10 protein-coding genes are annotated in these 13,414 nt (G+C 70.1%); 8 read left to right on the top strand and 2 right to left on the bottom strand.

Annotated features, from left to right (window positions below; translation table 11 throughout):
* Nucleotides 1-220: hypothetical protein (locus Q1A87_RS06410; RefSeq protein WP_299648437.1), on the bottom strand; the 220-nt coding region annotated here is incomplete at its 3' end.
* 182 nt (nt 221-402) lie between these two features.
* On the opposite strand from Q1A87_RS06410, the gene dnaE reads away from it, so the two are divergent.
* From dnaE to Q1A87_RS06370, 8 genes are all read left to right on the top strand, one after another.
* Entirely contained in the window at nt 403-3,918 is a 3,516-nt protein-coding gene (gene dnaE, locus Q1A87_RS06405; protein ID WP_299648434.1) for a DNA polymerase III subunit alpha, read from the top strand.
* Nucleotides 3,919-4,090: 172 nt separating this feature from the next.
* Nucleotides 4,091-5,458: a type I secretion protein gene (locus Q1A87_RS06400; protein WP_299648431.1), complete on the top strand. Its 1,368-nt coding sequence runs from the start codon at nt 4,091-4,093 to the stop codon at nt 5,456-5,458.
* Nucleotides 5,459-5,461: 3 nt separating this feature from the next.
* Nucleotides 5,462-6,643: a hydantoinase/carbamoylase family amidase gene (locus tag Q1A87_RS06395; RefSeq protein ID WP_299648428.1), complete on the top strand. Its 1,182-nt coding sequence runs from the start codon at nt 5,462-5,464 to the stop codon at nt 6,641-6,643.
* A 124-nt stretch (nt 6,644-6,767) separates the two neighbouring features.
* Nucleotides 6,768-7,421 (top strand): hypothetical protein, encoded by a 654-nt coding sequence (locus Q1A87_RS06390; RefSeq protein ID WP_299648425.1) that lies wholly within the window; start codon nt 6,768-6,770, stop codon nt 7,419-7,421.
* Between the two features lie 75 nt (nt 7,422-7,496).
* A complete protein-coding gene (locus Q1A87_RS06385; RefSeq protein ID WP_299648422.1) occupies nt 7,497-7,958 on the top strand; it encodes a hypothetical protein in 462 nt (153 codons plus the stop codon).
* 12 nt (nt 7,959-7,970) lie between these two features.
* Nucleotides 7,971-8,612: a hypothetical protein gene (locus tag Q1A87_RS06380; RefSeq protein ID WP_299648419.1), complete on the top strand. Its 642-nt coding sequence runs from the start codon at nt 7,971-7,973 to the stop codon at nt 8,610-8,612.
* A complete protein-coding gene (gene thpR / locus Q1A87_RS06375; RefSeq protein WP_299648416.1) occupies nt 8,609-9,148 on the top strand; it encodes an RNA 2',3'-cyclic phosphodiesterase in 540 nt (179 codons plus the stop codon). Before Q1A87_RS06380 ends, thpR begins: the two co-directional genes overlap by 4 nt.
* A 57-nt stretch (nt 9,149-9,205) precedes the next feature.
* Complete coding sequence (locus Q1A87_RS06370) at nt 9,206-10,219, top strand: phosphatase domain-containing protein (protein ID WP_299648413.1); 1,014 nt, start codon at nt 9,206-9,208, stop codon at nt 10,217-10,219.
* 798 nt (nt 10,220-11,017) lie between these two features.
* Here the strand turns inward: Q1A87_RS06370 and pheT are convergent.
* On the bottom strand, nt 11,018-13,411 hold the full coding sequence (gene pheT / locus Q1A87_RS06365) for a phenylalanine--tRNA ligase subunit beta (RefSeq protein ID WP_299648410.1): 2,394 nt from the start codon (nt 13,409-13,411) through the stop codon (nt 11,018-11,020).
* Between the last annotated feature and the right edge of the window lie 3 nt (nt 13,412-13,414).

Raw genomic sequence — 13,414 nt, 5'->3', positions numbered from 1 at the left:
TCGCTGCCTGACCAGACGCAACTTCACATGCCAGGAGGACGCCGCCAGGGAATTTCCACCAGATACACGACACGACCCTCCAGTCCCGTCCGATGTTCAGAAAGGTCGGAGTTTCGGCGAGGTATCCGCCGATGACGGCCACGCGAAGCAGGCCGCTCGTAAAGATCAGCAGGATGTCGAAGGACAGCAGGATTGCCAGAAGTCGGACATGCACATTCACGGATTCATGCCAGACAGACAGTTAAAGACTCAGCGAGAACCAATAGGCGATTGTCACGAAACTGTCACACCGGCCATATGAAAGATCAAATCGTTAAGTGAGTGGGCTTTTCTTGAATACGCGCTGAACGCGAGGCGGCTCCGCCGCTTCCGCCGCCCGCTCACGAACGCTAGACCTGCCCCATGCCAGATCCGCGATTCGTCCACCTTCGTCTGCACACCGAATATTCCCTGCTCGAAGGGGCGGTGCGACTGAAATCGCTTCCCGACCTCGTGGCGCGGGCGGAGATGCCGGCGGTCGCGGTGACCGACACGAACAACATGTTCGCCGCGCTGGAGGCGGCGACTGCGCTGAAGGGTCGCGGCATCCAGCCGATCATGGGCTGCCAGATCGACGTGATGCACGATCCGGCGGAGCCCGGGCAGAAGCCGAGGACGCCCGCGCCGGTGGTCCTGCTCGCCAAGGACGAGAGCGGCTACGAAAGCCTGATGCGGCTCAATTCCTGCCTCTACCTCGCGCGGCCCGACATGCTGCCGCAGGTGACGCTGGACGAACTGGCAGCCAATGCCGAGGGACTGATCTGCCTGACCGGGGGCCCGGACGGCGCGGTCGGGCGACTCGTCGCGGACGGGCAGGTCTCGAAGGCGGAGGCGGTGCTCGACCGGCTGCACGCGATCTATGGCGACCGGCTCTACGTGGAGCTGCAGCGCCATAACAAGCCCGAGGCGACCGAGCGCTTCCACGTGGAGGCCGCCTACGCAAAGGGCATACCGCTCGTGGCGACGAACGACGTCTACTTTCCGCAGCCGTCGATGCACGAGGCGCACGACGCGTTTCTCTGCATCGCGCAGGGCGCCTATGTGGACCAGGCCGCGCCGCGCCGCCGGGTCACGCCGCGCCACCACTTCGCGTCTCAGTCGGAGATGGCCGCGCTCTTCGCCGACCTGCCGGAGGCGCTGGAGAACAGCGTCGAGATCGCCCGCCGCTGCGCCTTCGCCGCCCATGGCCGCGATCCGATCCTGCCGCGTTTTGCCGAGGACGAGGTGGTGGAGCTGCGTCGGCAGGCGAAGGAGGGGCTCGCCGCACGGCTGGCCGTGATCCCGCATGCGGCGCCGGTGGCCGATTACGAGGCGCGGCTGGACTACGAACTCGGCATCATCGAGGGGATGGGGTTCCCCGGCTACTTCCTGATCGTCGCGGACTTCATCAAGTGGGCGAAGGACCAGGACATCCCCGTCGGCCCCGGCCGCGGCTCGGGCGCGGGCAGCCTCGTGGCCTACGCCCTGACCATCACCGACCTCGACCCGCTGCGCTACGCTCTCCTCTTCGAGCGGTTCCTGAACCCCGAGCGGGTGTCGATGCCCGACTTCGACATCGACTTCTGCATGGATCGCCGGGAAGAGGTCATCCACTACGTGCAGGAGCGTTACGGGCGGGAGAAAGTGGGGCAGATCATCACCTTCGGCGCGCTCCTGTCGAAGGCCGCCGTCCGTGACGTGGGCCGGGTGCTCGGCATGTCGTATTTCCAGTGCGACCAGCTGTCGAAGATGATCCCGGTGGAGGGGGTGAAGCCCGTCTCCATCACCAAGGCGATGGCCGACGAGCCGCGCCTGCGCGAGGCCGCGCGCGAGAGCGAGCAGGACCGGCGCGACGGGCGCACGAACCCGGTGAAGCGCCTGCTCGACTACGCCGAGAAGCTGGAGGGGCTCCTCCGGAACGCCTCCACCCACGCGGCGGGCGTGGTGATCGGGGACCGGCCGCTCGACCGGCTGGTGCCGCTCTACAAGGACCCGCGCTCGGACATGCCGGCGACGCAGTTCAACATGAAATGGGTGGAGAAGGCCGGGCTCGTGAAGTTCGACTTCCTGGGCCTCAAGACGCTCACGCAGATCCAGAACGCGGTCGAACTCGTCACCGAGACGCGGCCACTCCACGTCGCCGCCGATGGCCGGCAGCTCTACGCGCCGACGCCGGGGACGGAGAACGACGTCAACCTGATCCCGCTCGACGACGAAGCGGCCTACGCGCTCTACTCGGCGGCCCGCACCGTCGCCGTGTTCCAGGTGGAATCGACGGGCATGATGGACGCGCTGCGGCGCATGAAGCCCACCTGCATCGAGGATATCGTCGCGCTCGTCGCGCTCTACCGGCCCGGCCCGATGGAGAACATCCCGAAATATTGCGAGGTCAAGAACGGCCTGTCCGCGCGCGACACGCTGCACCCCTCCATCGACCATATCCTCGACGAGACGCAGGGCATCATCGTCTATCAGGAACAGGTGATGCAGATCGCGCAGGAGATGGCGGGCTACAGCCTGGGCGGCGCCGACCTGCTGCGCCGAGCGATGGGCAAGAAGATTCAGGCCGAGATGGACGCGCAGCGGCCGCTTTTCCTCGAGGGCGCGGCGAAGAACGGCGTGCCGAAGGAGAAGGCGCTGGAGGTCTGGAACCTCCTCGACAAGTTCGCGAATTACGGCTTCAACAAGTCCCATGCCGCCGCCTACGCGGTGGTGAGCTACCAGACGGCCTGGCTCAAGGCGAACCACCCGGTCGAGTTCATGGCCGGGATCATGAATTCCGACATTCACCTCACCGACAAGCTCGCCATCTACGCCGAGGAGGTCCGCAAGTCGGCGGAGCGCGGCGGACTCGGCCTGACCATCGTGCCGCCTTGCGTCAACCGGTCCGAGGAATGCTTCACCGTCAAGGACGGCGCGCTGGTCTACGCGTTGGGCGCGCTCAAGAACGTCGGCGTCGAAGCGATGAAGCTGGTGACGCGCGGCCGGGGCGACACGCCTTTCGCCACGCTTTACGACTTCGCGCGCCGGGTGGACCTGAAACGCGTCGGCAAGCGCCCGCTCGAGATGCTGGCCCGCGCCGGTGCCTTCGATCAGATCGACCCGAACCGCGCCCGGGTGCTCGACGCGCTCGACGCGCTGGTGGGCTATTCCGCGGCGATCCACGAGCAGCGCGCCTCGAACCAGGTCTCGCTCTTCGGCGAGGCGGGCGAGGACCTGCCCGAGCCGCGCCTGCCCTTCCGTGAGGACTGGCTGCCGGCGGAGCGTCTGGGCGAGGAGTTCAAGGCCATCGGCTTCTACCTCTCGGGCCATCCGCTCGACGATTATATGCCGGCTTTGAAGCGGCAGAACGTGATGACGCTCTCGGAGGTGCAGGCGCAGACGGCGCGCGGCCCGATGGTCGCCAAGATCGCGGGGATCGTCGCCGCCCGGCAGGAGCGCAAGTCCGCCCGCGGCAACCGCTTCGCCTTCGTGCAGGCCTCCGACCCGACCGGCGCCTACGAGGCGATGGTCTTCTCCGACACGCTCGACACGAGCCGCGAGCATCTGGAAGCCGGCTGCCGCGTCATCCTGCAGGTCGAGGCCACGCAGGAATCCGACCAGCTCAAGCTTCTGGCCCGCGCCGTCACCCCGATGGACGAGGCAGTGGAGTCCGGGCCGCAGGCGGGCCTGCGCGTCTTCCTCGAGGAGCCGGATGCGATCGCGCCGCTCCGGGGCCTGCTCGACCGGCTGGCGGGCGAGTCGGGGGCGCGGGGGCGGGGTCCGATGCATCTGTGCCTGCTCGGCGAGGACCTGCCGGGCGAGGTGGAGCTGCGCTTGCCCGATCTCTATCCGGTCAATCCCCGGGTGAAGGGCGCGCTCCGCTCCCTGCCCGGCGTGGCGATGGTCGAGGACGTCTGACGCGGCCGTTCCGGCCCGATACGTAGCACCGAAGCGAAGTTCGCCCCACCGAAAAGGTTTCTTAAGGACAAATCTGGTGTGAAGCTTTGCGCGGGTACTCCGGAATGCCCGCAACGCCTCAACCGCCGGCCGCCCGACGCTTCCGCCGGCCGTCCAAGGATCGGAACCCGTCATGCCCGTCGTCGATACCTACAAGGCCATTCTCGCGACCGACGTGGACCCGGGGCACCGCTGGAACGCCACGCTCCCCACTGGCACCCCGATCATCGTGACCTACCGCTTTCCAGCCGGGGCTGATCTGCCGCCGCTGGAACGGACCTATTACGACGGCACCCGGGTCAGCGCCTTCGACGCCCGAGAACGCCGGGCCTTCCATAAGGCGACAGAAGAATACGAACGCGTGGCCGGCATCCGCTTCGTCGAGGTCGACGGGCCAGCCATGGTCGACGCCTACAACATCGCCGGGATCGGCTCGCGCTACGAATCCTTCGCCGGCTACGCGAACTACCCCTACGTAAGCGACCACGTCACCTCGCATGGCGATCTCGTGATGAACGTCCCCGATCCGGCCGAATGGAAACCAGGCCGGTCCGGCTTCACGGTCCTGCTGCACGAGCTCGGACATGCCGTCGGCCTGAAGCACACGCATGAGGGCCGGACCAGGCTGTCGGGCGAGATCGACGACCACGACCACACGGTGATGACCTACGAATGGAGTACCGACGACAATCCCCAGACGTTGCAAACCCTCGACCGGCAGGCCCTGCGGCATCTCTACGGCCGACCACAGGACACCGAGGACTGGACGTTCCGCTACAAGTCCGGGCCCGGGATTCTGGAGATCGAGGGCGGCCGGGGCAACGACACGATCGTGGTCCCGGCCGGCGACATCCGCGCCTCTGGGGCGGGCGGCCGCGACCGGCTGCACGGGCGCGAGGACGGGGATCATCTCTACGGCGGAGGAGGGCATGACGTGTTGAGGGGCAATGCCGGCGCCGATGTCCTGTCCGGACAGCGGGGGGCCGACCGCCTGTTCGGCAACACCGGCCGCGACACGCTGCTGGGCGGACCGGGCGCCGACAAGCTCGTCGGAGGCAGGGGCGCGGACGACCTGAGGGGCGGCGGCGGACAGGACAGGCTGACGGGATCCAACGGCCCCGACCTGCTCCGCGGTGGCGGCGGTGCCGACCGCCTGAAGGGCGGGGGTGCGGACGACGAACTCCGGGGCGGCGCCGGTGCCGACTGGCTCGACGGCGGTGCGGGCGACGACATCCTTCGCGGCCAGGGCGGGCAGGATCGCTTCGTCTTCCGCGAGGGCCACGACCGCATCGCCGACTGGCGGGACGGCGAGACGATCGTGATCGACCGCGCCGCGCTCGACGCGACCGGTCTGCGCCGTGCCGACCTGCGCGACATGGCCGAGGTCGGCGGAGACGAAATCGTGTTCGCGTTCAACAGCGCGGACAGCCTAACGCTCGACCTGGGCCGGCATGGCAGCATCGCCCTTGGCCATGTGCTCGACGATGTCGTATTCATCTGAGGCATGCGCCTCGATCCCGACCGTTTCCTGACCGACCTGAACACGCTCCGCGGCATCGGCGCTACGGGGAACGGCGTGGTGCGCCGGGCCTTCGATCCCGCCGACGTCACCGCCCGGCTCTGGCTCGCCGCCCAATTCTCCGAGGCGGGGCTCGACGCACGGATCGACGCGGCCGGCAATGTCTGGGGCCTCGGCGGCCCGCTCCTCCTTGGCAGCCACACCGACACGCAGCCGGAGGGCGGCTGGCTCGACGGCGCGCTCGGCGTGATCGCCGCGCTGGAGGTGGCGCGCGGCAATCCCGGCGTCTCGGTCGTCAGCTTCCAGGACGAGGAGGGCCGGTTCGGCGCGACGACGGGCTCGGAGATCTGGTCCGGCGCGCTGACGCTCGAGACCGCGGACAAGCTGACGGATCTCGACGGGCTGCCCTTCGGCGCGGCACGCCGAGCCTTGCCCGCGACCGGCGCGGCGCCCGACCCCGCCCGCTTCCGCGCCTATCTCGAGCACCATATCGAGCAGGGGCCGGTCCTCGACGCGGCGGGGGAGGCCGCGGGCGTCGTCACCGCCATCGTCGGCCTGCGCCAGATCGAGGTGACGCTGACCGGGCGGCAGAACCACGCCGGCACGACACCGATGCACCTGCGCGCCGATGCGTTCCGGGGTCTGGCGGAAGCCGACCGAGCACTGCGCGATACGCTCGCCGGCCTCGTCACGCCCGCCTCGGTCTGGACCATCGGCCATGTGGCGCTGCACCCGAACGCACCCTCCGCCGTGCCGGGCCGGGCGCGGTTCACGATCCAGTGGCGCGACGCGGAGACGGATCGGCTCGACCGGATGGAAGGGGCGATCCGGGAAACGCTCGAGCGGGTCGCGTCGCGGGCGGGGCTCGGGCTCGACCTCTCGGCGACCGCCGCCCTGCCGCCGGTGACGATGGACGCCACCCTGCGCGCGGCGCTCCGCGACGCGGCGGCAGCGCAGGTGCCCGGGCGTTGGCGGGACATGCCGTCGGGCGCGCTCCACGACGCGACCAACGTCGCGCGCCTGATGCCGGTCGCGATGCTGTTCTCCCCGTTGATCGGCGGGATCAGCCATGATTTCGGAGAGGATACGGCCGAAGCCGACCTCGTCGCGGGGTTGCGCATCCTCGCCGATGCGGCCGCCGGCCTGACATCGCGCCAGGGACGATGAAGTAGAGGCGTCCTTTTTACTCCGCACGCCGACGGAACGCCGACGGCCCCCGACCACTCCGATCATTTGGTCGACCTCGTCGCCGCTCGACTTAGCTGTGGCTGGATTCCGGAGGCGACGATCCATGCGACACGCGACCATCCCCGTCCTCGCGACCCTTCTTGCGGCGTCCCCCGTCTGGGCCGCGCCGGAAGACGAATGGCGCGACCTGCACCGACGTTGCGCCGAGGCGGTCCGGACCGGAGTCGCCCTCGACACCGAGGGGCTGGAGGAACGCCCTCCGACCCTCATCGCCGACATCGTGCCCGAGCCGCCCTTCGGCGTGCGCCTCGAATACGACGTCCTTCGCACCTCGCAGCGGCTCGCCCCGCGCGGCATCTGGGCGCAGCCGGACGGACGCTTCGAGATGCAGATCCTCGACTACCCCACCCGCGCCGGCAGCCGGTCGATCTGCGAGGTCTCGGTCGCCCGCGACGCCGCGCCCCTGACCGACGCGGAGGCGGCCCCGATCCTCGATGCGTTCCGCGACCTGCGCCGCCAGGCGGTCTCGGAGGGGGCTGCGACGGAAGAAGACGACGGCCGCGACCGGCTCCGCACCGAAGCGGTCGCGCCGAACCCACGCGGCTGCCCCGTGATCGCAAGCGTGACCTACGCGCCCGAGGACGACTTCTTCCGCTCTTCCGTCGCCGAGGGGCCCGGCGCGCCCGATTGCGGCGGCGTGTCGCTCTACGGCTCGGGCGGGCTGAACCCGGCGCGGGTGCTGAACGGAGCGGAGTGACGCACGGGCGCGTCCCGGGCCGGAACATCGGCGGGCCGGCCCCGTTGGTCCCTCCGAACGACAAGGAGATCGGGTATGAGCGACCATCACGACTGGCTGAAGCGGACGCTGGCCGACATCCTGGGCGAGGGTGCGGGCCTGCCCGACTACACGATCCAGCGGCTGGGCAACTTCCGCCCCGAGGATCTGGAGGAACTCCGCATCGACGAGCGCCGCGCCGTCTTCGACGCGATGAAGCGTGCCGCGCACGAATCCCGCGATGCGCGCGGGGCCACCAAGTCCGAAGAGGGGGACGCACATCCGCCCTACGTGGACGGCGACATCGACTGGGGCCTGCGCGCCGCGAAGTCCGCGCTCGAGGCCGTGCCCGCGGGCAAGCGTTCGGAGAAGGCCAACGACCTGCTTTCGGCCTGCACCTGCCCGGCGGCGACCGGCCCGAACCCGGGGATCGACGGCGGCAGCTCCGCCTGGCGCGAGCCCGAACCCGCCCTCGACCGCGCCTCGGCCGAGAGCCCCGAACGGCCCCTGCCCTACTGACCCGGTGCCGCCGTGAGCCGGAAGGACATCGTGGACGCCCTGATCGAACGTCAGGGCACGCTCTATTCCGAGGAGATGGGCGCGAACATCGCACGCGACACGCCGCAGGAGCTGTTCCACTGGCTCGTCGGGGCGATCATGCTCTCGGCCCGGATCGACGCCTCGCTCGCGGTAGCCTCTGCCAAGGCGCTGCGCGAGGCCGGTCTGCACAAGATCGACGCAATCCTCGAGGCCCCTGAGAAACGTCTGATCGAGGTGCTGACCGAGGGCGGCTACACCCGCTACCGCGAGGTGACGACCGGCTACCTTAAGGAGACCGCCGCCTGGGCGAAGGAGTGCTACGACGGCGATCTCCGCCGCCTGCGCGACGAGGCCGGAGATGCCGAGGCGATCCTCTCGGCGCTGCAGGGGGCGAAGGGGCTTGGCCCGATGGGGGCCGGGATCTTCGCGCGTGAGGCGCAACTGGTCTGGGACGCGTTCCATCCGCGCGCGGACGGCCCCGCCCTCGACGCGGCGAGGGATCTGGGCCTGCCACGAGAGGCCGGGAAGCTGTCGGACCTAGCCGGGTCGCGGGAGCGGTTCGTGCGGCTGATGGCGGCGCTGACACGCGCCGCGATCGACGGGCCCGATCAAGCCGTGACCGACGCGACGTGAGGGCCTTCGTCGGCCTCTCCGTCCCGGAGCCCTGGGTCACGCCGCTGATGCGCGCCTCGGCGGCGCTGCCCGGCGGGCGGGCGGTGGACGCCGACGACCTGCACGTCACGCTGGCCTTCCTCGACGACCAATCCGAGGCAGTGCTCGAAGCACTGCACGAGTCCCTCGAGACCCGTGCCCTGCCCGCACCCACGCTGCGCCCCGCCGGTCTCGCCGTGCTCGGCACCAAGCCCCGCGCCGTCGTCCTCGACCTCGCGCCCGACCCGGCCCTGACTCAGTTGCGCGAGGCCGTGCGCATCGCGGCGCGCGGCGCCGGGATCGAGCTTTCGCGCGAACGCTTCCGCCCGCACGTGACGCTGCTGCGCTACGGCTCCACCCGACCGGCCGACCCGATCCGCCTGCCCCGCGCGCTGTCCGGGATCGGCATGCCGGAGGTCGCGCCCGCCCCCGTCCGGCTGGCGACGCTCTGGTCCTCGACGCTCACGCCGGACGGGCCGCTCTACGAACCGCTCGCGACCTATCCGCTCGGCGTCTAGAATGCGATACACGAGCCCCGATTTGCATCACCAATCCGATTTCAGACCGAGTCCCGCATGCTCCGATCCATCGCCCTGCCGATCGCCCGCCGTATCGAGCGCCTGCTCGAGCGGCTCGGCGACCGCTCCGACGACACTCCGGTGCTGGAGGCCTATTGCGGCTATTCCACGCCGGACGCGCTGATCCTTCGGGGTCGCGTCCTCAGCCACCTGCGCGAGGCCGAACCCGACCCCCGGCAATCGCGGTGGGTCAACCTGCGGCAGATGGCGTCGCTGTTCCTGACCGACGAGGTGGCGGGCGTGTCGGTCCGGGGCGGCGGCGCGCGCGGCGTGAGCGACGCGGAAGGCTACGTCACGCTTGCCGTCGATCCGCACGCGGCCGATGTCGCCGCGGGCTCGGCCTGGGCCGGCGTGCCGGTCCGCATCGAGGGGCGCCCGGACACCGAGATCGCGTTTCCTGTCCGCCTGCCCGCCTCGGGCGCACGCCATATCGTCATCTCCGACATCGACGACACGATGATCGAGACCGGGGCGCATAGCCTCGCGCGGAACCTCTGGACGACCTTCACCGGCTCGCTCTTCACGCGCGAGGTGCATGGCGATGCCATCCGGCTGATGCGGCGGCTGACCAATGGGGGGCGCAATCCCGTCTTCTACGTCTCCTCCTCGCCCTGGAACCTGCACCGCTTCCTCGACTCCCTCTTCGTGCGGAACGGCGTGCCGCGGGGGCCGATGTTCCTGCGCGATCTGAGCATCACCTCCGAGGGCGTCGGCGCCAGCCACGGCAGCCACAAGGGCGCGGCGATCGACACGATCCTCGCGGCCAATCCTGGCCTGACCGCCTATCTGATGGGCGATACCGGACAGCGGGACGCCTTCATCTACCGCGACGCGATCCACCGTCATCCGGACCGCATCGCCGGCGTCGCGCTGCGCGAGCCCGCCCCCGGGGCGGGCGCCGACGACGCCGCGGCCATCGCCGCGATCGAGGCGGCGGGCGTTCCCTGCTGGCACGGGTCGGATTTCGACGGCGCGCTCGCGCATTGGGCCTTCGACGAGGATTTGACGTGACCCATTGCGGCGATCTCGAGACGCGCAGCGCCGAGGCGCGTTATGCTGCGCAGCTCGACGCGCTGCGTGATTAGCTTCGGCACGTCACCGACCCGGACCTGACGAATCCAGAGGAGATTGCTTCGTTGGCCGATCTTGCGCGCCTACCGATCCTGCGGCGACCCGCGCTCGTCGCACGGCAGGGCGAGCACCCGCCCTTCGGCGGCCTCCGCGTCTCGAACGTCGCGCGGATCTTCCAGACCCGGGACCGGTCTACGCGCCCGGCGGCACGACGCCCGACTGGTGGCGGATCGGGCGCGCTCTGCATGCCGCCGGCATCGGTACGACCGACCCCGTGCTGACCTGTTTCCCCAACCCGTCCGCGCCCGACGACGCGACGATCGAGAGCGGCGCGTGCGCTATCGGCGCCATCACGCTGCCCGTGGGCGGGCTGCCGACCCGCTGCCGCCCTGCGAGGTGTGCGAGATCGTCGTGACTTCGCTCGACCGGATTACCCGCTGATCCGTTTCGCGACCGGCGAATTGTCGACTGCGCACGAGGGGGCGGCCCCGTGCGGCCGCATTGATCTGCGTATCCGCGCGGGGGCGTGCCGATCAGGTGACACGGGTGAAGGACATCTTCCTATGCACCGAACAGGTCGCGGCCTTCGCCGCCCGGCACGCGGAGATCCGCGTCGAGCGGGTGGCACGTCTGCCGAATGCCGGGCGCGTCATCGAGGGCCGGCGCGACCGCGGCCGAGGACGGAGCGAGGGGCCGGCCCCTCGCGCTCCCCGGAGTATTTCGCCAAGAAGAAGGGGGTCAGGCGCGCAGCGTGCCGCCCGAGGCGCGCTCCACCTTTTCGACGACCTTCTGCGCGACCGCCTCGATCTCCTTGTCGGTCAGGGTCCGGTCGCGGGGCTGCATCCGCACGGTCAGCGCGAGGGACTTGCGGCCCTCGCCGAGTGGGCCGCCGACGAACTCGTCGAAGACCCGAACCTGCGTGATGAGCGCCTTGTCCGCGCCCTGTGCGGCCTGCACCAGCGTCTGCGCCTCGACGTCGGCCCCGACGACGAAGGCGAAGTCGCGATCGACCGCCTGCAGGTCCGACAGGACGAGCGCGCCACGTGCGGCACCCGTGGCCTTCGGGAACGGCACCTCGGCGGGCCAGATCGTGAAGCCCACGGCCGGGCCCTTCACGTCCATCGCGCGCAGCACTTTCGGATGGATCTCCCCGAAGGTCGCCAGCGTCTTCTTCGGGCCGAGCCCGATGCGGCCCGACCGTCCCGGATGCCACCAGTCCTCGGCGTCCCGCAGGACCCGGGCCGAAGCCGGCGCGCCGATCGCGGCGAGGATCGCCTCGGCATCCGCCCGCGCATTGAAGACATCGACCGACCGCCTTTCGCCATGCATGGAGCGTGGTCCCGTATGGCCGGTGAGAAGGCCCGTGATCGCGAAATGCTGCTCCCCCGGCTCGCCGCCCGTGAAGGCGTGCCCCGCCTCGAAGAGCGCCAAATCGGCGAAGCCCCGTGCCTGGTTGCGCGACGCGGCCTGCAGGAGGCCCGGGAGGAGCGAGGGCCGCATGTGGCTCATGTCCGCGGAAATCGGGTTCTCAAGCCGCGTCGCTTCCGTCCCGCCGCCGAACAGCGCGGCGGCATCGCCGTCAATGAAGGAGTAGGTCACGCATTCGTCGTAGCCCAGTGCCGCCGCCGTGCGACGCGCCATCCGCTCGCGCATCTGCGTGGGCGTCAGCACGGGGCGAAGCACCTGCGCGGGGCGGCTCATCGGCCGGCCTTCGAGCTTCGTCAGCGACGCGATCCGCGCCACCTCTTCCACCAGATCGGCCTCGCCCTGCACGTCGGGCCGCCACGACGGCACCCAGGCGTCGTCGTCCTCGAGACGGAAGCCCAGCGCCTGAAGCGTCGCGCGCTGCGTCTCCGCCGGGATCGACATGCCGACGAGGCTCTCGACCCGGTCCGTGTCGAGCCGGTAGCTGCGCGACGTATCGGGCACGGCGCCCGCGACCACCATCTCCGATGCCTCCCCGCCCGCGACGTCCAGGATCATCGCCGTCGCCCGGTCGAGCCCGTCGGGCGTGAAGGCCGGGTCGACGCCCCGCTCGAAGCGATAGCGCGCGTCGGAGTTGATCTTGAGCGCCCGCCCGTTCAGCGCGATCTGCACCGGGTCCCAGTAGGCGCTCTCGACCAGCACGTTCACCGTCTCCGGCGTGACGCCCGACGCCTCGCCACCCATGATGCCGGCGATGCTCTCGACGCCCGCACCGTCGGAGATGGCGATCGCGCCCTGCGGCAGCGTATAGGTCCGCTCGTCGAGCGCCTCGATCGTCTCGCCGCCCGCGGCACGGTGCACGCGAAGGTTGCCACGGACCTTGTCGGCGTCGAAGACGTGGAGCGGGCGGTTCAGGTCATGGGTGAACCAGTTCGTCACGTCGACGAGGAAGCTGATGGGGCGCAGCCCGATGGCGCGGAGCTGGTCCTGGAGCCAGTCGGGCGACGGTCCGTTCCGCACCCCCCGGATCAGACGCAGCGCGAAGACGGGGCAGCCATCCCGCGTGTCGTCGTCGATGGCCACGCCGACAGGGCAGGCGAAGGCGCCGTCGATCGCCTGGCTTTCGAGCGGTCTGAGCGTGCCCAGCCCGCGCGCGGCGAGATCGCGGGCGATGCCGCGCACGCCGAGCGCGTCGGGCCGGTTCGGGGTGATCGCGATCTCGATCACCGGGTCCACCTTGGCCGGGTCGTTCGCGGCCAGCCAGTCGATGAAGCGTTCGCCCACCTCGCCCGAGGGCAGCTCAATGATCCCCTCGTGCTCGTCGGAGAGGCCGAGCTCGCGCTCCGAGGCCATCATCCCGAAGCTCTCGATCCCGCGGATGCGGCCCACGCCGATGGTCGTGTCGATGCCGGGCACGTAGACGCCAGGCTTGGCCAGCACGACGGTGATCCCCTCGCGCGCGTTGGGGGCACCGCAGATGATCTGCTGGCGACCCTCGTCGGTCTCCACCTGGCAGACCTTCAGGCGATCCGCGTCGGGATGCTTGGTCGCGCTCACCACGCGGCCGAGGACGAAGTCGCGCAGCTTCGCCGACCGGTCCTCGACGCCCTCGACCTCGAGCCCGAGATCGGTGAGCGCATCGGCGATCTCGTTCAGCGTCGCGTTCGTGTCGAGATGGCGCTTGAGCCAGGAGAGGGTGAATTTCATCGG

The sequence above is a fragment of the uncultured Jannaschia sp. genome, assembly GCF_947494055.1.
Lineage (GTDB): Bacteria > Pseudomonadota > Alphaproteobacteria > Rhodobacterales > Rhodobacteraceae > Jannaschia.
The sequence above is the reverse complement of the archived record's forward strand: the minus strand, read 5'-3'. Positions and strand labels throughout refer to the sequence as shown.